This is a genomic window from Desulfuribacillus alkaliarsenatis (assembly GCF_001730225.1).
GTDB lineage: Bacteria > Bacillota > Bacilli > Desulfuribacillales > Desulfuribacillaceae > Desulfuribacillus > Desulfuribacillus alkaliarsenatis.
Map to the genome: position 1 here is coordinate 58224 of NZ_MIJE01000033.1, position 21565 is coordinate 79788.

The window sequence follows — 21565 nt, forward strand, 5'->3', positions numbered from 1 at the left end:
CTGAAGTAAAAAGGCAAAAAAAAAGGGCCTAAGCCCAAGTGTATACACTTTAAAATTAATCTTCGTCATCAATTAAAATATCGGTATCTAGTTGATTATCTTCTTCAATTTCATCATCAATGAAATCTGAATCATCAAAGTCCTTTTCATCTGGTTCTACAACTAATACAGCTATTTTTGTTTCTCCTACTAATTCAACGTAATACTCTTTTTCTACTTTAACACGGATGCTGTCTCCTTCTTCATTCACTTTAGCTTCTAGACAATTTGGCTGTTGTTTTACAATAGTTATAACATCCATATTACTACCAGTGCTATTATTATCCATCATATCCATAGAAATCTCTTCAACATAAGTAACAAGTTCTTTTGCTACAGTAGTTTTGGTATTGTCATCGTAGGAATACCAAATATTCACATCGTATGTTCCAGTAATTTCTACTACGTCACCAACTTTTTCTGACATACAAGTGTGATTAATAACCCAAGCACCTAAAATACTAGTTGGCGAATTAGCTGGTTTTACTATATGGACGGCTTGCGAATACTTGCGACCTTTTGCACATACAGCTTTAGTAAATATTTCGCGAGTATTTACCTGATTATCGATATACACCATAATGTAACCTCCTCTTTCGTTTTCTATTACTTCTTAGATAATCAAATGTTTTGATTGCGAAGAATAAGCCCATATCGGCTTTTAGTTCAATTGTATGCAGGATATGTGCCTATAGTGCATAAAAAAGCTCACATTTTTAAAAAAAATGTGAGCTTTTTATTAATGACAACCACTACAATGGTTACAACCGCCTTTAGCGTGGTCGTTAACCATTATATTTGGCGAAACTGCTTTAACAAAAATATGTATTAAATTTTTCAGATATTCTTCTACCTCTTGTTGTAATTCTATATATTCGCTGAAAAGTGGTATCGAAAGTAGTTCTTCATAAATCTGTTTATACTCTTCTTGATTAGACTCTTTCATTATACTCAGTAAATGTTGGATTTTATCATTGTCATTTATTTGTTTCTCTAGATCCCTGTATTGTCTTACAAAATCTAGTTCGGCTATCTCTAAACCTAAACTATGGGCTTTGTTAAGTAATTCCATAGGGTCAAAATTATTTTCCATCATTATCAATAACTCCTTCTAAGCTCCAAGTCTTAGCAGTTTCAATACGAATATTAACTAGTTGACCTATTAAAGTATCTTCTCCAAAGAAGTTTACAACTTTATTTGTTCTAGTTCTTCCCGTTAATTTGTCAGTGTTTGTTTTACTATAACCTTCTACAAGTACTTCGACAGTTTTATTAACATATTCTAAATTCTTCTTTTTGCTGATATCATTTTGTGTTTGTATTAGTGCTTGTAGCCTTCGTTTTTTATCACTTAGAGATATATTGTCTTCTAAGTTAGCGGCAGGTGTTCCAGTTCTAGGGGAATATATAAAAGTATAAGCAATGTCAAATTCAACCTGTCTTACCATATCTAATGTTTTTTCAAACTGTTCATCTGTTTCCCCTGGGAACCCAACGATAATATCTGTGCTTAGTGCTACATTTGGTATGTTGTTTTTAATAGCATTAATTTTATCTAAATACCATTCACGTGAATGTTTCCTGTTCATGCGTTTTAAGACTTCGTCACTACCTGCTTGAAACGGCAAATGAATTTGCTCGCAGATATTTTCACTATTTTTAATTACATCCATCAGTTCATCTGTAAAATCTTTAGGATGGCTTGTCATGAACCTAATTCTATTAATACCTATTTTGTCTATTTCTTTAAGTAAAGTTGGAAAATCGACGTTATCTTCTAAGTCATTGCCATAGGAATTAACATTCTGTCCTAAAAGGGTAACTTCTTTGTACCCTTCATCTTTTAGCTGCTTAATCTCAGTTATTATGTTTTCAAAAGAACGACTTCGTTCCCTTCCGCGGGTATGTGGAACTATACAATACGTGCAAAAATTATTGCAGCCATACATTATAGTTACCCAAGCTTTAAGTCCGTCCTTTCTAGCTCTTGGAAGATTTTCTACTATTTCCCCTTCTGTTTGCCACACATCTATAATTGTCTCTTTACTCAAAAATGCTTGCTCAATTAGTTCTGGCAGCTTATGTATGTTATGCGTTCCAAATACCATATCTACCTGTGGATAAGATTTTAATATACGATCAACAACAGTCTGTTGCTGAGCCATACAACCACATAAAGCAAGCAGCATATTAGGATTAGAACGCTTTAAATTTTTCATTCTACCTATTTCACCAAAAACTTTATTATCTGCGTTTTCACGAACTGAGCATGTATTAAATATTATAAAATCCGCATCTTCTTCCGTGGTTGTTGGAGCGTATCCAAGCTCATTTAACATACCCTCCATTATCTCAGTATCATGTTCATTCATCTGACACCCATAGGTTCTAAACAAATATTTCCTTCTATTTTTAACTTCCATAATTTACACTCCTATAAAGTTATAACTATATTTTTTCTTTAACTGTACTATTATATCAAAAAAAGTTTTATAATAAAATCGACAAAAGATTACTGGAGCTTCCACCAGTAATCTTTAAAATTTTTTATTTATCTTCATCTTTAGGTAATTCTAGCTTCTCGTAGCAATGAGGACAATAAGGTATAGTATCAAGCCTGAGTTTTTTGCAATTATTACATATTATAACATTCCCAACAGGTCTAACTAATAGGTATATACCTAAACCAATAATCGACGTTAAAAATACTATTATAGCCCATGGTAAGGCACCAAAGACGCCAGCCCTAGCTCCAGCATCACGATAAACAAATATAGCTAGTAAGCTGTTTAAAGCAAATACCAAAGCTATTAGCAAAAAGATGTAAATGTTAGACGATTGCCTATGCGGTTCATCTTGATTATTGCCCTGACCAATAATTTCATCACTATTTATATTATCTTGATCTTCCTGTAGCTTATTTTCATTATCTTCTTGTTGGTTGTACTCGTTAGAGTCTGTTAGGTTAATATCCATTTGATTAAATGGATTAAAAAAAATCGTAATTATGGTTAATACTACTATAATAACAACGTTAAAGATTAATAAAACTAACCAGAATTTGAATAAATTATTCCCGTTCTTATAAGTAACGTAAGTAATTGTTGCTGTTAAAAGCGTTATTACTAAAAGTAAAATATATATAAAAGCAATCAAGTTCATATTGCCCCCTTTATCTAAAAACTATAGTTCTATTAAATCACTTCTATCTCTTTTTCTCAATAGCAATTAAATATGGGGCTTTTTCTTTATTAATATTATTGTACTGTATAACTCCAAATTCATATGTATTTAAGCGTGATACATAATCTGTAACAAGATCTGCTTCTTCTTGTCCACCATCATGTCCAGGATATAAAATTATACTAACTAGTCCATTAGGAAGTAACAGCTTCAAACCTTTTTTTAGTGCATTTAATGTAGTGTACGGCTTGGTGATGATTTTCGATTGTGAACCTGGTAAATACCCTAGATTAAACATTATAACTTTAACTTGTTCTTTAACATACATGTCCATATCTTGGTGACCAGCACAATAGAAAAACAATCTTTGGTTTAACTTATTAAAATCAGCCTGTGTTAAATGTTCATGTAGTCTCTGCTTCGTTTGTCTAATGGCATCTTCTTGTATATCAAAGATGTATAGCTTTGAGTTTTTTGATAAATGATTGATTAAAAACAACGTATCATTGCCATTTCCTGCTGTAGCATCAATTGCATTACCGCCTGATTGGAGCTTAGAAGCAGCAAGTAGATGTGCAAACTGAATTACGGGTAATAGTTTTCTCATTTTATATAATACTCCTGACCTCTTTCTGCAATTGTTATAGGGCCAGTATAGTATTGTTGTGCCTCATTCAAGTACTGAATATCATCATAATACGGCCATAGATGTGTTAATAATAATTGTTTGACATTTGCATTACTTGCCATCATTGCCGCTTGCTTAGCACTTAAATGCCCGCTATTTGGTTTAATATCTTTATCTAACATTGTAGATTCAGCTATTAAGAAATCCGCATCTTTAGCAAAACTAATTAACTCTTCTGAGTATTCTGTGTCAGCGGTATAAACAATTGTTAAATTTTCATAAATAATTTTCATTGCGTAGCAAGGTATAGAGTGTATTGTTTTACAAAAAGAAACTTTAGTGCCAGCTATTGAAAGCTCGTCTTCGCCTGAATAAGCTTTGAATACTAAGCTGTTCTTATATTGATAACACTTCAATTCCTGTTCATGTTCTTCAGGACCATAAAAATACAGGTGTTTATCAGTGATTTTTTTCTGAATTGGAATATCTATAGCATATTTAAGAACATTCAAATCAGTTATGTGATCAGCATGAGTGTGTGAAATGATTACGCCGTCCAATTCGTAACTAGGCAAATAATTATGTAGATAGCTCAGTACACCGCTTCCACAATCAATTAATATATTTCCTTCAGTTGTCTGAAGTAAATAGCCAGAAGTTCCTCCATTGGCAGCTGGGAATGGACTATTAGCCCCTAATACTATTAATTTCATTAACTACACCTCTAATATTAAAATCAACGAAGGATATGGATACTTACAATTTCTACAAGTTGTCCATTTTTTAATGAAGCTGCATTGCCTTCATCAGTATCTACATGAAATTCTAAGGAGAAAGTATCGCCCACTCGAATAAGGACATTCTCAAAAATAATTGACCGATCCCCACCAGTCCTAACATAAACTCTATCCTTATCTTCTAATCCATAGTTCTCTGCATCCTTAGTATGCATGTGTATATGCCTTTGTGCTATTATAACACCTTCTTCTATGGTAACACTACCCTTAGGACCAATAATTTCTATAGATTCACTTCCCTGTAAATCACCTGAATCCCTGACTGGTGGTTTTACACCAAGTGTAAAACAGTCAGTTCTAGAAATCTCAAGCTGTGTTTGTCTACGTGTTGGTCCCAGAACACGTACCTTTTCAATAGAGCCTTTAGGTCCTCTAACGGTCACGACTTCCTCGGCTGCATACTGCCCAGGTTGCGATAGAGGTTTAAAAGGTGTTAATTCATAATCATCACCAAATAATATCGTTACTTCTCTATCAGATAAATGTATATGTCGATTCGAAATCCCAACTGGCACTTGCATTTCTAACACCCTCTCTATACTAATTAAGAATCATATCCAATTATATAACTAGTCATAAATAATTATAGCTGTATAGCAACAGATAGTATATAAAGCTAATACAGATAGCCTTATTTAATATTACTCCCCTTATATTACCATGTTTTATTTATAACTGCATTAATATTTTTAAAAAACTGTATAGTAATAACTATATAATTTCGACTTTAATCTTACTTATATTATTATATACAATTAAACAAATTTCTTGTAATAAAAAGCTGCATTAAAAAAGCTTTCAAAATATGAAAGCTCACTGAATTATGTATTACTTATAATCATCATGTTCATCTTTTTTTACTCTAGCCATTAAATCTTCTACAGCTTCTTTAGCATCTTTATTTTCAAATAATAATTTATAAAGCTGGGATGTGATTGGCATATCAACACTATTCTTTTGAGATAGAATATACGCTGCCTTAGTTGTACGAACTCCTTCAACAACCATTTCCATTTGTTCTAAGGTCTCTTCCAGACTATTACCAAGACCAATTAGCTTTCCTGCCCGATAATTTCTACTGTGAATACTTGTACAAGTTACAATTAAATCTCCAATACCTGCAAGTCCAGAAAATGTAGTAGGCTCAGCGCCCAAATAAACACCTAGCCTGGTAATTTCAGTTAAACCTCTAGTCATTAGAGCAGCTTTTGCATTATCTCCAAACCCTAAACCATCAGATATTCCAGCACCTAATGCAATAATATTTTTTAGTGCTCCGCCTAGCTCAACGCCAATTACATCCGTATTCGTGTATACACGAAAATGCTTATTTATAAATAAATCCTGAGCATGCTCTGCCGTGCTGCTGATAGCTGAGGCTATAACAACCGTAGTTGGCTTCTTTAATGCAACTTCTTCAGCATGGCTTGGGCCTGATAGTACAGCTAACCGATTAGCGTTAAGGTTTGGTAAACATTCTAATATTATTTCTGAGACGCGTTTTAAGGATACTGGATCTATTCCTTTAATGGCGTGTATAATTATTGTTTCATTAGTAATGTATTGATTAATTTCTGGTAGTAACTTCTCTAATGAATGAGAAGGTGTAACCAAAACCACAAATTTTTTGCCTTTTACAGCCTGTTCAAGGTCAGACGTTGCTATAACTGAGTCAGGTATTTTTACATCCTTCAAATATTTAGGATTTATATGATGCTTATTTAAAAAAGCTGCATGTTCACTTGTTCTAGTCCATAATGTAACTTTATTTTTGTTTTCTGCAAGTACAAGTGACAAAGCTGTACCCCAGCTACCCGCACCTATAACAACTACTTCATTATTCATAGCTTCACCCCTAAGACGTGCGTTCACCGATTTTACGTTCGGTTCCTTTAATTAATCTTTTTATATTCTCAATGTGTCTCACGCAAACCAAAATCGCCATAATAATAGTAAACACAAAATATGTGATTGGATAGTCTAATAAAAGTATAAATATAGGAATTAAAACAGTGAAAATTATAGATGCAAGAGATACATAACGAGTAAGCGCTAAAAAAACAATCGCAATTAGAGCTGATAACAACGCTGGTATAAACACCAAACTAGCAACAACACCAATGGTTGTTGCAACACCTTTTCCACCTTGGAATTTTAGATAAATCGGCCAATTATGACCTATAATCGCAGCTATTCCAGCAACTATCATTGTAATTGGATCATTATTGGATATATATAATGCTATTACTACTGCAAGTGCACCCTTAAAGCCATCTAGCAGCAGGACAATTATACCTGGAACAGTACCTAACACTCTAAGCGTATTTGTTGCACCTGCATTTCCGCTACCATGCTGTCTAATATCAATGCCTTTCCATAGCTTGCCTATTATATAACTAAAGCTAACACTACCCACTAAATAGCCTATTAAAATAGCTACAAGCATTAACATATGCTTTCTCCTCTTTGTCTATATATTTTCTAATTTTTCTCTCGAATTATAAAGCGAATTGGTGTTGCTTCGAAATTAAATCTTTCTCTAATTTTATTAATTAAAAACCTCTCATATGAGAAATGAAGCAATTCTTGATCGTTAACAAATATAACAAATGTAGGAGGCTTAACAGAAACCTGTGTCATATATAATATTTTTAGTCGTCTTCCCTTATCTGTTGGTGGTGGGTTGATAGCCAAGGCATCACGTAAGCATTCATTTAATAAGTGAGTCTCTACCCTTAGAGAATGCTGCTCAGATGCGAATTTAATCATTGGAATTAATGTATGTAATCGTTTTTTTGTTAATGCTGATAAAAACACAATTGGTGCATAGTCCATAAATAAGAAGTTATCACGTATTTTTTTTGCAAACTGATCATATGTTTTATCATCTTTTTCTACGATATCCCATTTATTGACGACAAAAATACAAGCTCTTCCAGCCTCATGGGCATACCCAGCAATCTTTTTATCTTGTTCAATAATCCCTTTAGAACCATCTATTACTATTAGACAAACGTCAGCGCTTTCTATTGCTGACATGGCTCTAAGCACACTATACTTTTCTACTTTTTCATAAACTTTTCCCCGCTTACGAATACCCGCGGTATCAATAAGTATATACTCTTGTCCATCTGCCTTGAATTTTGTATCTATGGCATCACGCGTAGTGCCTGCAATATCACTAACTATAACCCTATCTTCACCTAAGATAGCATTAACAAGTGAAGATTTTCCAACGTTAGGTCGTCCTATAATAGCGACACGTATTATATCATCATCTACACCGCTTGTATCTTCATCTTTAAAATGACCTATTACCGAGTCTAATAGGTCTCCTATACCTAAACCATGTATTGATGATACTCCATGCGGCTCACCTAAGCCAAGTGCATAGAATTCTATAGTATTATGAATTAGTTCCGGGTTATCTACTTTATTTACTGCCAAAACTATAGGTTTATTACTCTTATATAGAATTTTGGCAACCTCTTGGTCAGAGTTAGTTATTCCTGTAGTACCATCTACTGCAAACACAATGACGTCAGCTTCATCTATGGCAATTTCTGCTTGTACCCGAATTTGATTTATTATTTTATCATCATCATCTATTTCTATACCGCCTGTATCAATAAGATTGAATTCTCTTCCAACCCATTCTGCACTAGCGTATAAACGATCCCTTGTTACCCCTGGCTCATTTTCGACAATTGCTACCCTTTCCCCTACAATTCGATTAAAAAGCATAGATTTGCCAACATTCGGTCTTCCAACAATTGCAACTACTGGTTTACGCAAAAAAATCACACCTTTCATAACGCTGTGAACGTAACTGGTATTCTTTATTAGCTTGTTTTTGAAAACGATTTGTTAATGGCTGCTGAGTAACACTTTCAATCAAGCCACTGGCATTTGTCGCTACAATGGTAAGCTTTTTCCCAATTTGTTTCTCTACCTCTGATACATGTATATTATCTAAAAAAATATTATCATCTTCCTTTAACATTATATCTGGAATTATTATTTCATCATAATCCATATATTTAATTTTTTTATTATTTTGTAATTCCTCAATTATATCATAACCTGTAATTAAACCAGTAACCGTAACTTTATCACCGTAAAAACGATTTGGTATTACAAGATAATTAATGTCGAGTGAGGTTTTTTCAGTGATTATGTTTATGGTTGTTTCAATTGTGCTTTGAGCCGAGCTCCCAGTAAGAATCAAAAATTTCTTTGTAGAGTCTATTTTTGACAAACCTTCAGCGTTACAATTTAATTCGTCTAAAAAGAGTCGAATTAAACCTACTCCATTTTCAGTTTGCTCAAACCCATCATAATATTTAGCCTCAGGAACTTCTTTATTAGCTAAAACATATAATTCATCTGCTCCATAGACAAATGCATTGTTGAATTCCTCTAAATTTCTGTTCTGCCAGGATTCAATAATTTCTATTGTTTTGATGGCATCATACTCTGTTAACGGCTTAATATCATGTAATTGATTTCTAAAATCAGTTAATCCTACAGGTACAATCGATAAAGTTTTTACTTTAGGGAAAAATCCCCTTAAATCACTTATAGTATTCTCAAGTTCTTTATCGTCATTAATTGAAGGACATAGTACAACCTGTGTATGCATCTCAATGTCATGATCAGCCAAATATTTTATTTGCTCTAATATTTCAGCAGCTTTTTTGTTTCCGAGCATATCTTTGCGTAATTGTGAATTTGTCGTATGTACTGAAATGTTAATAGGAGATAGTCTTAATGCAACAATTCGCTTTAAGTCCGTTTCATTTACATTTGTAAGTGTAATATAATTACCATGGAGAAATGATAAGCGATAATCATCATCTCTAAATTGTAAGGTTTTTCGCATATTCTTTGGGATTTGATCAACGAAGCAAAAAATACATTTATTATGACAAAGTTTAATTTTATCTATTGTGGGGTGCTGCCATGCTACCCCAAGCAATTCATCTTCTTCCTTGTCAACCTCATAGATAATTTGTTCACCATTAGTTTTTTTTACTTCTATTTCAACATATTCATCGCTCATTAATACATGGTAGTCCAGAATATCATGGATTTTTTGTCCATTTATTGATAACACTTCATCATTTATGGATAAATCCAACTCATTCGCTAGACTTCCTGGATAAATTTTCGCTATTTTCCCCATAAAAACAAATCCCCTTTAATACTCGTGTGCATTTAAATATTATCTAATACTCATATGAAACAGTCAAGTAATTACTAGTTTAAATTATTGCTTCTAAAAATAGCATTTCTTTTTCTTAGTAAAGCTAGTTCTATAATTTTATATATTATTCCCACTAATAGCACAGACAAAAAAAGCAAATCATTGGCATATCCATCACCAATATAAGCAAAATGTTCCCTAGGTATATATAGTATAGATAGCATATCTAATATCAATATTGTTGAAATAAGACTTGCTATTGCTTTATGATTTATTAACGAATGTTCAGCTATTGGTCTCTTTATAATTATTACGGTTGCTACTGCTAAAAGTAAAGGATAAGTTATAAAATGGTCAATAATAAAAAGCTTCGGGTCCTTTGGAAAAACCTCGTGCACTAAAAGTAATAAACTTGCTACTAACATGCTTACACTTATCGTTTCACTAATTTGTATAAAATTCAAGAATTTTATATATATCCATAGCATTAATATAATAGGAAGTGCCGTTCCACCTACGTTAATATGAAGATTGAAATATGGAATTGAAATCCACAATGTCGTTAGATAAAAGTAACTAAGCAGTATTAAAACGACATAGTATTTATTTAACTTTAAACTTTTTAGTAAAGCTTCAAACCAATCAGTCAATACTAAAATTATAAAACAAATTACTAATATACTAGCAATTATGCCTTGGCTCATTTTTTAACCCTCTTCTTTATGCCTCTCATTTTTTGGCCTATTATACCGCATTGTTTAGAAGATATGTCTCCCCAATCATCTCCCAAATACTTTTTAACACCTATATTCTTAGCTAATTCATACTTAAGTCGTTCACGATCTAATTCTGATAAATTATCAAATTCTATGTTCATAGATATCACCACACATAATGTATTATTATTATTATATTTTTTTCCATTAATAATTAAATAATACATTATATAACTAATTTACACTCAAAACTTGATATCACTAAGAAAAAATCTGACAGGTATAAAAAACCAGCAAACTTAATAACAGTTTGCTGGTTTGAAACTATTTTAAATCTTTTAATTTATCACCAATCATCTCGCCAAAGGTATATGTCGTAGTTTCATTGATTTTTTGTAAATCGATTTCGTTATCTTGTGTTGGTTCTGGCTCTATAGTTTGTTTGATGCTTAAACTAATTCTTTTCTCATCCGTATTTATGTCTAGTATTTTAACAGTAATCTGCTGGCCAACCTCTAAAACATCACTTGCTGCTCCAATATGTTTATCAGATATTTCAGAGATGTGCACTAACCCCTCTACACCTGGTAGCAGTTCTATGAAAGCACCAAAGCTTACTAGTCTTTTTACAATACCTTCAGCTATTTGACCTTCACTAAACTTTTTGTTAATTTCGTCCCAAGGACTAGGCTGTGCTGATTTAAGGCTTAGGCTAATACGCTCATTATTAGCGTCTAGACTCAAAATTTTCACCTTAACTACATCACCTTCTTTAACAACATCTGATGGGTGATCCACACGGTACCATGCTAACTCAGATACATGAACTAAGCCGTCTACCCCTCCGATATCTACAAATGCTCCAAAATCCGTTATACGTTGTACAGTACCTTCAATAATAGCTCCTGGCTCTAGGTTTACTATTACGTTTTTCTTTTGAGTTTCTAATTCTTCATCAAGGACAACCTTTTGTGATAATATGACTTTATTATTTTCTTGGTCAAACTCAATTATCTTAACCTTTAAATTACGCCCTTTGTAATCGCTAAAATCTTCTACAAAATGACGCTCCACGTGTGATGCAGGTATAAATCCTCTAACACCTATGTCTACTACTAATCCGCCTTTTACTACATCAGCTACTGTAACCTCTAGTATTTCTTTGTCGTCATATTTTTGTTGTAGCGTCTGCCAAGCATTTTTACTATCAACGGCTTTTTTAGACAAAATCATTTTACTCTTTTCATCGTTAATTCTCAGTACTTCAACTTCTACTTGTTCGCCTTCTTTAACTGCATCATTTGCGGTTTCAATATGTAAGCTAGAAAGTTCACCAATAGGTATAATACCTTCATACTTATAACCTACATCCACAGTCACTTGATTATCCTCAATCTTTGTAACTGTACCCTTTAAAACCTCTCCCTTTTCAATTTTTTTTAAGTCATTTACCTCGTTTAATAATTCTTCTGTCATTTGTATAACCTCCTTAAGTACCCAATCAGGCGTAGATGCGCCTGCTGTTATTCCAACTGTCATATTCTTGAAAAACCAATTTTTATTTATATCAGCAACTGATTCAATTTGATATGTTGTAGCCCCTTGATTATTACACACTTTGGCTAGCTTCATTGTATTAGAGCTGCTTTGGGAACCTACTACTAACATCAGGTCGACTTCTTTTGCTAAATCAATTGCTGCACTTTGACGTTCAGATGTTGCTTTACAAATAGTATTGTAGACTTTAATGTTACTATACAAATCTTTCAAGGTATTTGTTATCTCTTTCCAGTTTTCATCTGTTTGTGTAGTTTGAGCAACAACTACAATATCTCTATTAAGCTTTGGCAAATCCTTGATATTGTCTGCATTCTTTAACACGTAGCCCTTATTGTCTGTCCAGCCAAGAATCCCAATTACTTCAGGATGTGTTGGATCACCAACTATAATTACGTCTTTATTTTCTGTATAAGCTTTATACGCTAGTTTGTGAACAGCTTTTACAAATGGACATGTTGCATCAACATATTGGATTTGCTCTTTTTCAAGTCTATCATAAACTGCTTTACCAACTCCGTGTGAACGTAGTACTATTGCAGTATTTTTCTCAACTTGATCTAAATAATCAATCGAATCTATAGCGCCAACACCAAATTGTGCTAGGTAATCTACGACAAATTGATTATGAACAATAGGACCTAATGTCAAGGCTTTACCGTATTCATTACCTATGTCTTTAGCTGTGTCAATTGCTCGCTTTACCCCTTTACAAAAGCCAGCATACTGGGCAATTTTTATAACCAATTTCCCCACACCCTACAAAAAAATTATTTAACAACTATAAAGTACAATAATAAAAATATTATTGATAAACTTAGTATTGTTATAACAAAATAATTCCATACCAAAAATTTGGTTTGATTAAATGATTTTCCATTATATATAAGTTTACTTAAAATCACTTTTCCAAAAATGATTATGCCTATCAAGGAAACAAAATATAATAAAATATATAGTACATCTATAATCAATGAGTTTACTCCTTAACATGTCTACTTCTTAGCACTTTTTCACAAACATCATTTATTTCTTCTACGACTTCATTTATAGATAGATTAGTAGTATCTAAAAGTATTGCATCTGGTGCCTGGATTAAAGGTGCTTGTTCTCTTTCGGAATCCTTCTGGTCTCGTAATAAAATTTCTTGTTTTAATACTTTAATATCTACGTCGAAGTTCTTTTGTTGCAATTCTGAAGCTCTTCGCTTTGCCCTTTGGTCAATATCAGCAGTTAAAAATATTTTAACATCAGCCGTAGGAATGACAAACGAGCCTATATCTCGACCATCCATAACTACGCCACCATCCATAGCTAACTTTCTTAGTAGAATCAATATATGATTTCTGATTTTAGGATAGGTTGCAACTTGTGAAACATTATTACTCACTTCTGGAGTACGAATTTCTTCTGATTTTTCTTCGCCATTTATTAGCACATTGTTATTTGAATCAAATGCAAGCTTTGTACTTTTAGCGATTTCATACACTGCCTCTTCATTATAAAGATCTGTGTTAAATTTAATAGCTTGATATGCAATAGCCCTATAAAGAGCTCCTGTATCAATATAAGTGTATTCTGCACCTAATTTATCTGCTAATTTTTTAGCGACTGTACTTTTGCCAGCACCAGCAGGCCCATCTATTGCTATATTTAACGGAGAAGACATGTTTACCTCCTGAGATTCTTGTGGTTTTTTATTATGATTAAATAAAAATAGCAGACAAGAGTCTGCTAGCTATAATCAATATATTCATTAACTCTATATGATATATTCCAATGCATTTAGAATCTTGTCAACGTATAAATATTTACATTTCTTTGAACCAGCATATCATAGGCATATTAAGATTGCAATATTTACATACACACATAACTTGTTTATTCTAGAACTCCAATTGAAGAGGTGAGTTCTCTGAAACTTCAAAGATTTTACCTGGCATGTATTCAATCATATCGTGTGAGCTATCTATAATTTGAATTGAAAATATTCCAGGTATACCGTCAACGGTAACACTTACTGATTGCTGATCAGCTACTGGTATCCTCATTTGCAAATCATGAAAGTTTGAATATTTTACGCCATTAATATAGATGGAAATTTCGCTCCTAGGAAAGTCTTCTAATAAGATTAATTCGAGCCACTGCTGATTGTTATGTATTTGTGAGGCTGGCAATGCTTCAATTGTAGTTACTTTCTCACCCTCTAATTTATCAATTATACTAACGTATTGACGCGTTAATGGGTTTAACAAAAGTAATTGCGAAGTGACTAATAAAAACACTAGTACTACTATTATCTTTTTTAAAAGCATTTCAACGGGGACAAACACTTTAAATTTCACATCTTTAACTCTTCTTTCATCCATAACATACGCCTCCTTATCTCATTTTACGCTAGAGAATAAGAAAACATACAAATAAAAGCAATTATTTTCCGTATAAGTCGATTTGTTTCTCAAAAGTAAATTGTATAACTTTGCTTCTATCGCCTTCCATAATTTTCGTAAATTTAAAAGATGCCCAAGCTAAATGCCTAGAATCTTCTGGATATCTAACCCTAACAATTTCTGCTTCACCGGTAGCATGCGCTATTTTTTTATTTTTTTTGGGCATAACTAACCAAACTTTAGCTTTTTGTCCTGTTTGGAGTTTAATACTAGAGTTAAATTTTACAGAAAAACCCCCGCCACTGATATCTTCAGTTTTACAGATAATTTTAATCGGGCCTTCCTTTGTTATAACCTCTAACGCTGCTTCAATTATAGCTGGAACCCTAACAAAATCACGTCTTTGCTTTTTATAAATACTTTTAGAATTAGGCTTTTCAACAATCAGCATAGCTATGTTTTCCTGAACTCTACCTAGCACACTTGTATCAAAATATGCTTTTGTTTTATCAGGAGTTTGGAACCAAACCCTTAATTTAATCCCTTGTTCTGGGGCTTCAATTCTTTTTGTTTCCTCATTAAAAGGCATTTCAAAGTATAAACAGTCATCTTTAATATCTGCTATTCTTGCCTTATATACTTTTTTATCAGTCTGTTCAATCGTTTCTAAAACTAACGTTGTATTGATATCATAACTCACTAACCACACCACCCGTAGTTCACGATATTATTCATCTTTTTCCTTAATAATTATTTATAATTATAGCATATATGTATTTTAAGGAAATATAAAAATACCATTGAATTATATTGACATAACTCAATGGTATTTTTATTGTTATATTTTATTTCTTTAAAACCTTCTAAATACCCGCTCAATCCCTAAATGATCAATTTTCTCGACCTTTTCTTCCCTACCGTTTTCTACATTTACGAATACTCTATACGTGCTATTGTTTAAGGTTCCAATAAATTCGTAGGTTAAAACTTCTACGCCAGTGTTATCTTCAATAATTGCCAAACGTTGTTCTTCTATTTGCAATCTGCTGTTCAAACGGTCCCTTGCTTCATCTATTGTTAGATTAGGCTCCGCTATCTCTCGTTCATTGTTATTCAAATAGTATTCCATAGCTGAAAATCCGATGATTTCTCCATTATCTAAGGCAATCTTGACGGTGATTTTATCAGGATAGACAACTATGTCATCTATATATGACGCGAAATCTATAACTGCAATATTCTCATATTCATCAATATTTGTAGCAATAGCATTTTCAACGTCTAATTTCCTTAAATATTCTGCTGCATTTTGTTCTGCTTCACTTAAATCAATAGTCGGTCTGCCAACAGGGCGATCTTGTAAGAGCCAAAGAACATGCCCCTCGATTTCTGTTACATCTAAATAGATGATATCTTCATCGCTATTTGTAACAACTACACTATACGTTACATAGTCACCAGCATCTGGATTACGAACAATATCAAACTGTTTCTCTGGTCCTAGCTCTAGAAATTCAACTATTTTATTCTCGATTTGCTGTTCATCAAATCTTTCCCCATCGTTCATTCGTTTGATTTTATCTTGTTTAATCTGATTAATACTATCTATGCCAACCCCCCAGGAAACTTCAGGAAACTGTCCGACCTCTTGCTCTAAGTTATTAAATCCATTGATGATATTGTTGTCTAATGGCTCATCTGTTGCAGCATACATCATTTCAAATTCTGTCCAACTTAATCTTTCAGCAAGAACTGCTGTCTGGACGCTACTTATCTCACCCTGAATTCTAGTCGCACAATCATATAGTACATGTAAGGTTTCCCATTCTTCATCAGTAAGTGGTTCTTCATCTAAGTCTCTAACCGCCGTGCGATATGAAAAATCAGCAACTCTGGCAATAAAATTCTCTGTTTCACTAAATTCCATTATGCCTAAGGGCAGTTGTCCAATTCGAGCTTGAGCAGCATAGGATAATCGCCATACATTAGATAAGCATTGTCTATACTGACCTGGTGAATTAATAGCAATAGCAGTACCTAACTCATCTTGAACAGAATTTACATAATAACTTAACTCATGGAAAGCACGCTGATATTGATTTTCTGCTTTATTATATAATTGTTGTTTTTCCTGTTGTTCTGTATATCCCCAATACCCTACTGCTATAATCGCAATCGCCAAAATTGGAGTTAGCCAACTAGCAACCTTTTTATACATATATATCCCCCTTAATCACAAAAGATGTGTTTACCTATTTTCTTCCGTTGTGGCCGTGTCCAAATCCAGCCTGAGGTTGCTGTATCTGGATTAAAATAGTAAAGAGCACCGCCTGATGGATCCCATCCGTTTATAGCGTCCTGCACTGCCCTTCTTGCTGTATCGTTTGGCTCAAGCCAAATCTGACCATCTGCAACGGCAGTAAATGCCCTAGGTTCAAATATTACACCAGAAACTGTGTTTGGAAATGTTTCACTCCGAAGACGATTTAGAACAACAGCCGCAACTGCAACCTGGCCTATATATGGTTCACCCCTTGCTTCACCATAAACTGCATTGGCCATTAACTGGAGATCTTGGTTATTAAATTGCCCAGCTGTAGTCGCTTCGCCTTCACCTGCTTGCTGTGCTTGTCCAGGAGGTTGCCCTTGTGTGTTCTGCTCTAAAGAACCTCTAGTCTGCGGTCCTACAATCCCATCTACTTTCAATCCATAATCTTGTTGATATCTCCTAACCGCATATAATGTCTGATGACCAAATATACCATCTATATTTGCTGTATAATACCCCAACTCCTGCAGTCTAGTTTGTAGCTCTGAAACATCATCCCCTCTACTTCCCATCGATAAGTTTCTGTTACTAAAAGTCTCCTCCGCATCACGGAATTGCAATATACCTGTATCGACTACTATAAATGATACTACTAACGCGGTAATCGCTATTCCTATTAGTAATTTTTTAGTCATAGTCCAACCTCGCTTTTATGTAATCTAAGTTAATATTCAATTATAGTTTGTTTATAAAAGTTTGTTTTATACAAAAAAGACTGTTATTTGAAAAAATAACAGTCTTTTGTATAAACATAGCTATAGATTTACATTGTATATCGTAGAAATGCTCATAACATATAATATTTCACTATATTATATATTCTGAAAAAATCATTCCCATAGCCATTGCAAAAATGATTAAAACAACAGGGTGAATTTCAAAATAGAAAACTCCTAAAAATGCAACCAAGGTAATACCAACTAGCATATATGAAACGTTTATATATGCACCTTTCCCTATTTCAAAAACAACATGTAATAGCAGCACTATAATTACTGGTTGTATTGCAAGCATCAAGCCCTTTACAGCTTTAGTATCTTTAAATTTCATTAAGAAAGAAAATAATAACACCATTGCAACAGCCGTTGGTCCTACAGTTGCGAGAATGCTGATAAACGCTCCAGGAATACCTGCAACTTCGTATCCTATATATGCTGCTAATTTAGTCGTAATTGGGCCTGGTAATGAGTTTCCGATTGCTAATGCATTTGCAAACTCCTCATTTGTCATCCATCCATATATATCTACTACTTCTTTGCGTATTAATGGAATAGAGGCAGGTCCACCACCATAACCAACTATATTCGCTCTAAAAAACGCAATAAATAAATCAATCCAGTTTTGCATTATAATCCCCTAACTTAATAATATCTTTTTACTATATATTTAATATTTTACTATACACTTAATATCTTGCTATATATTTAATATCCTTTGCTGTACAAGTTCAACTAATTTATTATCTGCTCCTATGTGCTTAGTTAATACAATTTCAATATTTGGGTGTTTTTCTTTAAAATCTGTAATGATTTCAGGTATATCTGATTGAACATGGTTACCAGCAAATAAAAATATAGGCACAACAATAATACTATTATAATTAGCTTCAATAACTTCATTTAAAATATTTTCAAACTTAGGGCTGCAAAGCTGTAAAAATGCATTTCTTATTTCGTAGTCTGGCATAGCTGCTGCTATAAGCTTATATAACTCCTTTTGTTCGTTTATAGAGTCTACGTTTCGACTACCATGTCCCAGTAATATTACTATCTTTTTCAACAGCAAAATCCTCCCTCGTAATTGTTGTTTTTTCTTTTATAAAGATTATATATTTGATTTCTGTACTTGCACAAATGTACTAAAAAACACGGGGCCATTTCCAATATCAGAAAGCTCTTGACATACTAATTGATTTAAGTTTGTACCAGACTTATATGCTGAATTCCACCACAACCCTAGACTCACAACATTTCCTTTTTGTACTTTGTCCGATATTCTCACTCGCAATTTACACTCACCAAGTGAGTTATACACTGTAACAATATCTAGGTCTTCTATGTTACGAGCATTTGCATCATCACAATGGATTTCCAAAATAGGTTCATCTTCAAAGCTAAAATTAACGTTTGCTAAGGATGAATTTAAAAATCTTTCATTTGGTGCATTTACTAAAACTAATGGATATTTTACTATATCTTCTTTTGTATAGTTAGTAATATCAATGTAGTTAGGTAATGGATCTAATCCACACATACGCAATTGATTTGAATACAGTTCGATTTTGCCAGAAGAAGTCTTAAGGTTTAAAAGTTTATTGTTAATATAATCGGATTCTTCAGCTATCTTTATTATTTTATATTGCTTTAAATAACTATAAACCTGTTCACCAGTTTTTCCAGCAATCATCCCTTCTAATGCCTGCGAAATCAATTCATCATCTGAATTATTAAAACAGTCATCATTAAATCCAAATCGCTTCGCTAGCCTACGAAACAACTCTGTGTTTTGTAGGCATTCACCTTTAAGTGGCATTACAGGATCTGATAACTGTAAATATAAATGCCAATACGATCTATAAACATCAATGTATTCTAAACTTGTTGGTGCTGGCAATATAATATCTGCGTACTTGGCAGTATCTGTCATGAAAATCTCATGAACTACTGTAAATAAATCTTCTCGCTCTAGTCCTTTAATTATTTGAGACTGATTCGGCGCAACTATCACAGGATTCGAACTATATATAAATAATGCATGGATTGATGGATTAGATAATGTAGTTAAGGCATCACCTAACTGATTCATGTTAATAGTTCTATTATTACTTGTTTCTAGCTCAAGTAATTCTAATTTCTTTTTATTAATTTTAAAGTATTCTGAATTACTCTTAAGTGCACCGCAGCCCTTATACTGCCAAGCACCAGTTAATGCCGGCAGGCATGTAATATTGCGTGTAGCCATGCCACCATTAAAGTGATGCTGAAAACCATTTCCGATTCTAATAAAACTCTTTTTATTTGACCCGTATTCCGTAGCTAATTGAACTATATCAGTCACTGCAACTCCAGTTATTTTTGCTACCTTTTCTGGAGTGTAGAGATTAATCATTTGTTTTAGCTCAGTATATCCATAGGTATATTTATTAATAAAATTTTTATCTACTAGGTTATTGTTTATCAGAACGTTCATTATCCCTAATGCTAAGGCACCGTCGGTAGCTGGTTTAAGCTGAATAAACCAGTCAGCCAACTCAGCAGTTTTATTTCTATGAACATCAATTACTACAACCTTAGCTCCATTTTTACGAGCTCGATTTATAATTTCCATTTGATGAATGTTTGTATTAACTAGATTTGTTCCCCATATAATTATATATTCTGCTAAACTACTGGCCTCTGGGTTAATACCTTTATTTTCTCCCATTGTATAGGCATATCCTGCTGAACCAGCTGAAGAACAGATAGTTCTCTCTAACTTACTTGCCCCTAATTTATGAAAAAACCTTCTGTCCATTGAGCTATTGTTAATAATCCCCATAGTTCCAGCATAGCTGTATGGGAGGATAGATTCTCCTCCATACTTTCTAATACATTCATTAAAATTATTATAAATCTCCTCTATAGCCTGTTCCCAAGTTATTTTTAAAAATTTCCCTTCACCTTTTTTCCCTACTCTTTTTAATGGAGTATAGATTCGTTCAGGATGATGAATTCGATTAGCTAAATTACGCACTTTATTACATATAAATCCTCTAGTTATTGGATTGCTTTTATCTCCTTCAACTTTTCTTATTATATTATTTTCATCTAATGTTATTTCAAGACCACACGTATCAGGACAGTCCAGAGAACATACTGAATGTTTCTTGTATAAATTATCCATAAATTTTTCCATCCCCCGCAATTTTATATCTCACTCATAATTATCTCATGTATGCAGCTAATTGTCATATTTTTTATATAAAAAAATCCGTTGACAATTAGATTCAATTATCATAAGCTATACTCACTTGTGTTAACCAATAAATTCAACTTGGTTAACAGAGGTGATTATTATTTATTTTCTAAATTAAATAATAAATTGTAATTTTTAACAAAGGGAGGAACTTTTGTGCATAACCATCGAATAAAAACTTATTATTTAGTACTTGTACCATTATTTACTGCATTAACTATTATTGGAACTTTCATTAAGATACCCACTCCTATCGTTCCAATCACATTACAAACATTATTTGTAATATTATCTGGTGCATTATTAGGAAGTAAAATGGGGGCGTTAAGTCAAGTGCTGTATGTGACGCTTGGTTTAATAGGCTTGCCTGTATTTTCTCAAGGAGGCGGTTTTAGCTATATATTTAATCCAACCTTCGGTTATTTGTTGGGCTTTATTGCTGGAAGTTTTGTGATTGGATACATAATTGAGCATAGTAAAAATAAAAATATGTTTACTTTTCTAATTGCTAATTTAAGTGGTTTATTCGTTATTTATCTGATCGGGGTTACATATATGTATTTAATTCTTAACTATGTTTCGTTAACCGCAATTACAATTAATCAAGCAATTGTAGTTGGCTTTCTAACCCCGCTACCAAAAGACTTAGTAGTAGCTATTTTTGTCACAATCATAGCAACAAAAATTATTCGGCAAGCAACTAGCTATAGACTCATGTAAAATATTGTCTACACCCTAAATGTAATCATATGGTATAATATATAAA

23 protein-coding genes are annotated in these 21565 nt (G+C 33.0%); 1 reads left to right on the forward strand and 22 read right to left on the reverse strand.

All coding sequences use genetic code 11. The features are described from left to right. Nucleotides 1-55 precede the first annotated feature (55 nt). From cotE to BHF68_RS12250, 22 genes are all read right to left on the reverse strand, one after another. Nucleotides 56-619, reverse strand: coding sequence for an outer spore coat protein CotE (gene cotE, locus BHF68_RS12145; protein WP_069643934.1), 564 nt, complete (start codon nucleotides 617-619; stop codon nucleotides 56-58). Between the two features lie 159 nt (nucleotides 620-778). After that, nucleotides 779-1135, reverse strand: a complete 357-nt coding sequence (locus tag BHF68_RS12150; RefSeq protein WP_069643935.1) for a YlbF/YmcA family competence regulator — start codon at nucleotides 1133-1135, stop codon at nucleotides 779-781. Further along, a complete protein-coding gene (gene miaB, locus BHF68_RS12155) occupies nucleotides 1122-2462 on the reverse strand; it encodes a tRNA (N6-isopentenyl adenosine(37)-C2)-methylthiotransferase MiaB (protein WP_069643936.1) in 1341 nt (446 codons plus the stop codon). The genes BHF68_RS12150 and miaB overlap by 14 nt, the downstream gene beginning before the upstream one ends. Before the next feature lie 124 nt (nucleotides 2463-2586). Further along, nucleotides 2587-3201, reverse strand: a complete 615-nt coding sequence (locus BHF68_RS12160) for a hypothetical protein (RefSeq protein WP_069643937.1) — start codon at nucleotides 3199-3201, stop codon at nucleotides 2587-2589. Nucleotides 3202-3244: 43 nt separating this feature from the next. Next, on the reverse strand, nucleotides 3245-3829 hold the full coding sequence (gene mnmM, locus BHF68_RS12165) for a tRNA 5-(aminomethyl)-2-thiouridylate-methyltransferase MnmM (RefSeq protein ID WP_069643938.1): 585 nt from the start codon (nucleotides 3827-3829) through the stop codon (nucleotides 3245-3247). Beyond that, complete coding sequence (locus BHF68_RS12170; RefSeq protein ID WP_069643939.1) at nucleotides 3826-4563, reverse strand: MBL fold metallo-hydrolase; 738 nt, start codon at nucleotides 4561-4563, stop codon at nucleotides 3826-3828. Before BHF68_RS12170 ends, mnmM begins: the two co-directional genes overlap by 4 nt. 23 nt (nucleotides 4564-4586) lie before the next feature. Continuing rightward, nucleotides 4587-5168 (reverse strand): phosphate propanoyltransferase, encoded by a 582-nt coding sequence (locus BHF68_RS12175; RefSeq protein ID WP_069643940.1) that lies wholly within the window; start codon nucleotides 5166-5168, stop codon nucleotides 4587-4589. Nucleotides 5169-5475: 307 nt separating this feature from the next. Then, nucleotides 5476-6492 carry an NAD(P)H-dependent glycerol-3-phosphate dehydrogenase gene (locus BHF68_RS12180; RefSeq protein WP_069643941.1) on the reverse strand — a complete coding sequence of 339 codons (1017 nt, stop codon included), beginning with the start codon at nucleotides 6490-6492 and terminating at the stop codon, nucleotides 5476-5478. A 10-nt stretch (nucleotides 6493-6502) separates the two neighbouring features. Further along, the gene (gene plsY, locus BHF68_RS12185; RefSeq protein ID WP_069643942.1) at nucleotides 6503-7099 is read right to left on the reverse strand and encodes a glycerol-3-phosphate 1-O-acyltransferase PlsY; all 597 of its coding nucleotides are present in this window, start codon (nucleotides 7097-7099) and stop codon (nucleotides 6503-6505) included. A 29-nt stretch (nucleotides 7100-7128) separates the two neighbouring features. Beyond that, entirely contained in the window at nucleotides 7129-8442 is a 1314-nt protein-coding gene (gene der, locus BHF68_RS12190; RefSeq protein WP_069643943.1) for a ribosome biogenesis GTPase Der, read from the reverse strand. Continuing rightward, a complete protein-coding gene (locus tag BHF68_RS12195) occupies nucleotides 8435-9832 on the reverse strand; it encodes a DUF512 domain-containing protein (protein WP_069643944.1) in 1398 nt (465 codons plus the stop codon). The genes der and BHF68_RS12195 overlap by 8 nt, the downstream gene beginning before the upstream one ends. A gap of 74 nt (nucleotides 9833-9906) precedes the next feature. Then, complete coding sequence (locus tag BHF68_RS12200) at nucleotides 9907-10557, reverse strand: hypothetical protein (RefSeq protein WP_069643945.1); 651 nt, start codon at nucleotides 10555-10557, stop codon at nucleotides 9907-9909. Next, complete coding sequence (locus BHF68_RS15175; RefSeq protein WP_176719937.1) at nucleotides 10554-10730, reverse strand: small, acid-soluble spore protein, alpha/beta type; 177 nt, start codon at nucleotides 10728-10730, stop codon at nucleotides 10554-10556. The genes BHF68_RS12200 and BHF68_RS15175 overlap by 4 nt, the downstream gene beginning before the upstream one ends. Before the next feature lie 163 nt (nucleotides 10731-10893). After that, nucleotides 10894-12873, reverse strand: coding sequence for a bifunctional 4-hydroxy-3-methylbut-2-enyl diphosphate reductase/30S ribosomal protein S1 (locus BHF68_RS12205; protein ID WP_176719938.1), 1980 nt, complete (start codon nucleotides 12871-12873; stop codon nucleotides 10894-10896). A 232-nt stretch (nucleotides 12874-13105) separates the two neighbouring features. Then, nucleotides 13106-13795, reverse strand: coding sequence for a (d)CMP kinase (gene cmk, locus BHF68_RS12215; RefSeq protein WP_069643947.1), 690 nt, complete (start codon nucleotides 13793-13795; stop codon nucleotides 13106-13108). A gap of 217 nt (nucleotides 13796-14012) precedes the next feature. After that, nucleotides 14013-14495: a hypothetical protein gene (locus BHF68_RS12220; protein WP_069643948.1), complete on the reverse strand. Its 483-nt coding sequence runs from the start codon at nucleotides 14493-14495 to the stop codon at nucleotides 14013-14015. A 61-nt stretch (nucleotides 14496-14556) separates the two neighbouring features. Further along, a complete protein-coding gene (locus BHF68_RS12225) occupies nucleotides 14557-15216 on the reverse strand; it encodes a flagellar brake protein (RefSeq protein WP_069643949.1) in 660 nt (219 codons plus the stop codon). A gap of 153 nt (nucleotides 15217-15369) precedes the next feature. After that, nucleotides 15370-16734 carry a germination protein YpeB gene (gene ypeB / locus BHF68_RS12230; protein ID WP_069643950.1) on the reverse strand — a complete coding sequence of 455 codons (1365 nt, stop codon included), beginning with the start codon at nucleotides 16732-16734 and terminating at the stop codon, nucleotides 15370-15372. Nucleotides 16735-16745: 11 nt separating this feature from the next. Beyond that, nucleotides 16746-17480, reverse strand: coding sequence for a spore cortex-lytic enzyme (gene sleB / locus BHF68_RS12235; RefSeq protein WP_069643951.1), 735 nt, complete (start codon nucleotides 17478-17480; stop codon nucleotides 16746-16748). Nucleotides 17481-17652: 172 nt separating this feature from the next. Next, entirely contained in the window at nucleotides 17653-18192 is a 540-nt protein-coding gene (locus BHF68_RS12240) for a chromate transporter (protein ID WP_069643952.1), read from the reverse strand. A gap of 69 nt (nucleotides 18193-18261) precedes the next feature. Continuing rightward, entirely contained in the window at nucleotides 18262-18624 is a 363-nt protein-coding gene (locus tag BHF68_RS12245) for a sirohydrochlorin chelatase (protein ID WP_069643953.1), read from the reverse strand. A 45-nt stretch (nucleotides 18625-18669) separates the two neighbouring features. Next, nucleotides 18670-20727, reverse strand: coding sequence for a molybdopterin-dependent oxidoreductase (locus BHF68_RS12250; RefSeq protein ID WP_084019418.1), 2058 nt, complete (start codon nucleotides 20725-20727; stop codon nucleotides 18670-18672). 228 nt (nucleotides 20728-20955) lie between these two features. On the opposite strand from BHF68_RS12250, the gene BHF68_RS12255 reads away from it, so the two are divergent. Then, entirely contained in the window at nucleotides 20956-21519 is a 564-nt protein-coding gene (locus BHF68_RS12255) for a biotin transporter BioY (protein WP_069643955.1), read from the forward strand. The last annotated feature ends 46 nt before the right edge of the window (nucleotides 21520-21565 follow it).

Coding starts and splice junctions, on each gene's coding strand:
- BHF68_RS12150 (WP_069643935.1), bottom strand. CDS start 1,135: ATGATGGAAAATAATTTTGACCCTATGGAATTACTTAACAAAGCCCAT.
- cmk (WP_069643947.1), bottom strand. CDS start 13,795: ATGTCTTCTCCGTTAAATATAGCAATAGATGGGCCTGCTGGTGCTGGC.
- mnmM (WP_069643938.1), bottom strand. CDS start 3,829: ATGAGAAAACTATTACCCGTAATTCAGTTTGCACATCTACTTGCTGCT.
- sleB (WP_069643951.1), bottom strand. CDS start 17,480: ATGACTAAAAAATTACTAATAGGAATAGCGATTACCGCGTTAGTAGTA.
- ypeB (WP_069643950.1), bottom strand. CDS start 16,734: ATGTATAAAAAGGTTGCTAGTTGGCTAACTCCAATTTTGGCGATTGCG.
- BHF68_RS15175 (WP_176719937.1), bottom strand. CDS start 10,730: ATGAACATAGAATTTGATAATTTATCAGAATTAGATCGTGAACGACTT.
- BHF68_RS12200 (WP_069643945.1), bottom strand. CDS start 10,557: ATGAGCCAAGGCATAATTGCTAGTATATTAGTAATTTGTTTTATAATT.
- BHF68_RS12220 (WP_069643948.1), bottom strand. CDS start 14,495: ATGGATGAAAGAAGAGTTAAAGATGTGAAATTTAAAGTGTTTGTCCCC.
- BHF68_RS12160 (WP_069643937.1), bottom strand. CDS start 3,201: ATGAACTTGATTGCTTTTATATATATTTTACTTTTAGTAATAACGCTT.
- BHF68_RS12195 (WP_069643944.1), bottom strand. CDS start 9,832: ATGGGGAAAATAGCGAAAATTTATCCAGGAAGTCTAGCGAATGAGTTG.
- BHF68_RS12250 (WP_084019418.1), bottom strand. CDS start 20,727: ATGGATAATTTATACAAGAAACATTCAGTATGTTCTCTGGACTGTCCT.
- BHF68_RS12240 (WP_069643952.1), bottom strand. CDS start 18,192: ATGCAAAACTGGATTGATTTATTTATTGCGTTTTTTAGAGCGAATATA.
- miaB (WP_069643936.1), bottom strand. CDS start 2,462: ATGGAAGTTAAAAATAGAAGGAAATATTTGTTTAGAACCTATGGGTGT.
- BHF68_RS12170 (WP_069643939.1), bottom strand. CDS start 4,563: ATGAAATTAATAGTATTAGGGGCTAATAGTCCATTCCCAGCTGCCAAT.
- BHF68_RS12175 (WP_069643940.1), bottom strand. CDS start 5,168: ATGCAAGTGCCAGTTGGGATTTCGAATCGACATATACATTTATCTGAT.
- plsY (WP_069643942.1), bottom strand. CDS start 7,099: ATGTTAATGCTTGTAGCTATTTTAATAGGCTATTTAGTGGGTAGTGTT.
- BHF68_RS12180 (WP_069643941.1), bottom strand. CDS start 6,492: ATGAATAATGAAGTAGTTGTTATAGGTGCGGGTAGCTGGGGTACAGCT.
- cotE (WP_069643934.1), bottom strand. CDS start 619: ATGGTGTATATCGATAATCAGGTAAATACTCGCGAAATATTTACTAAA.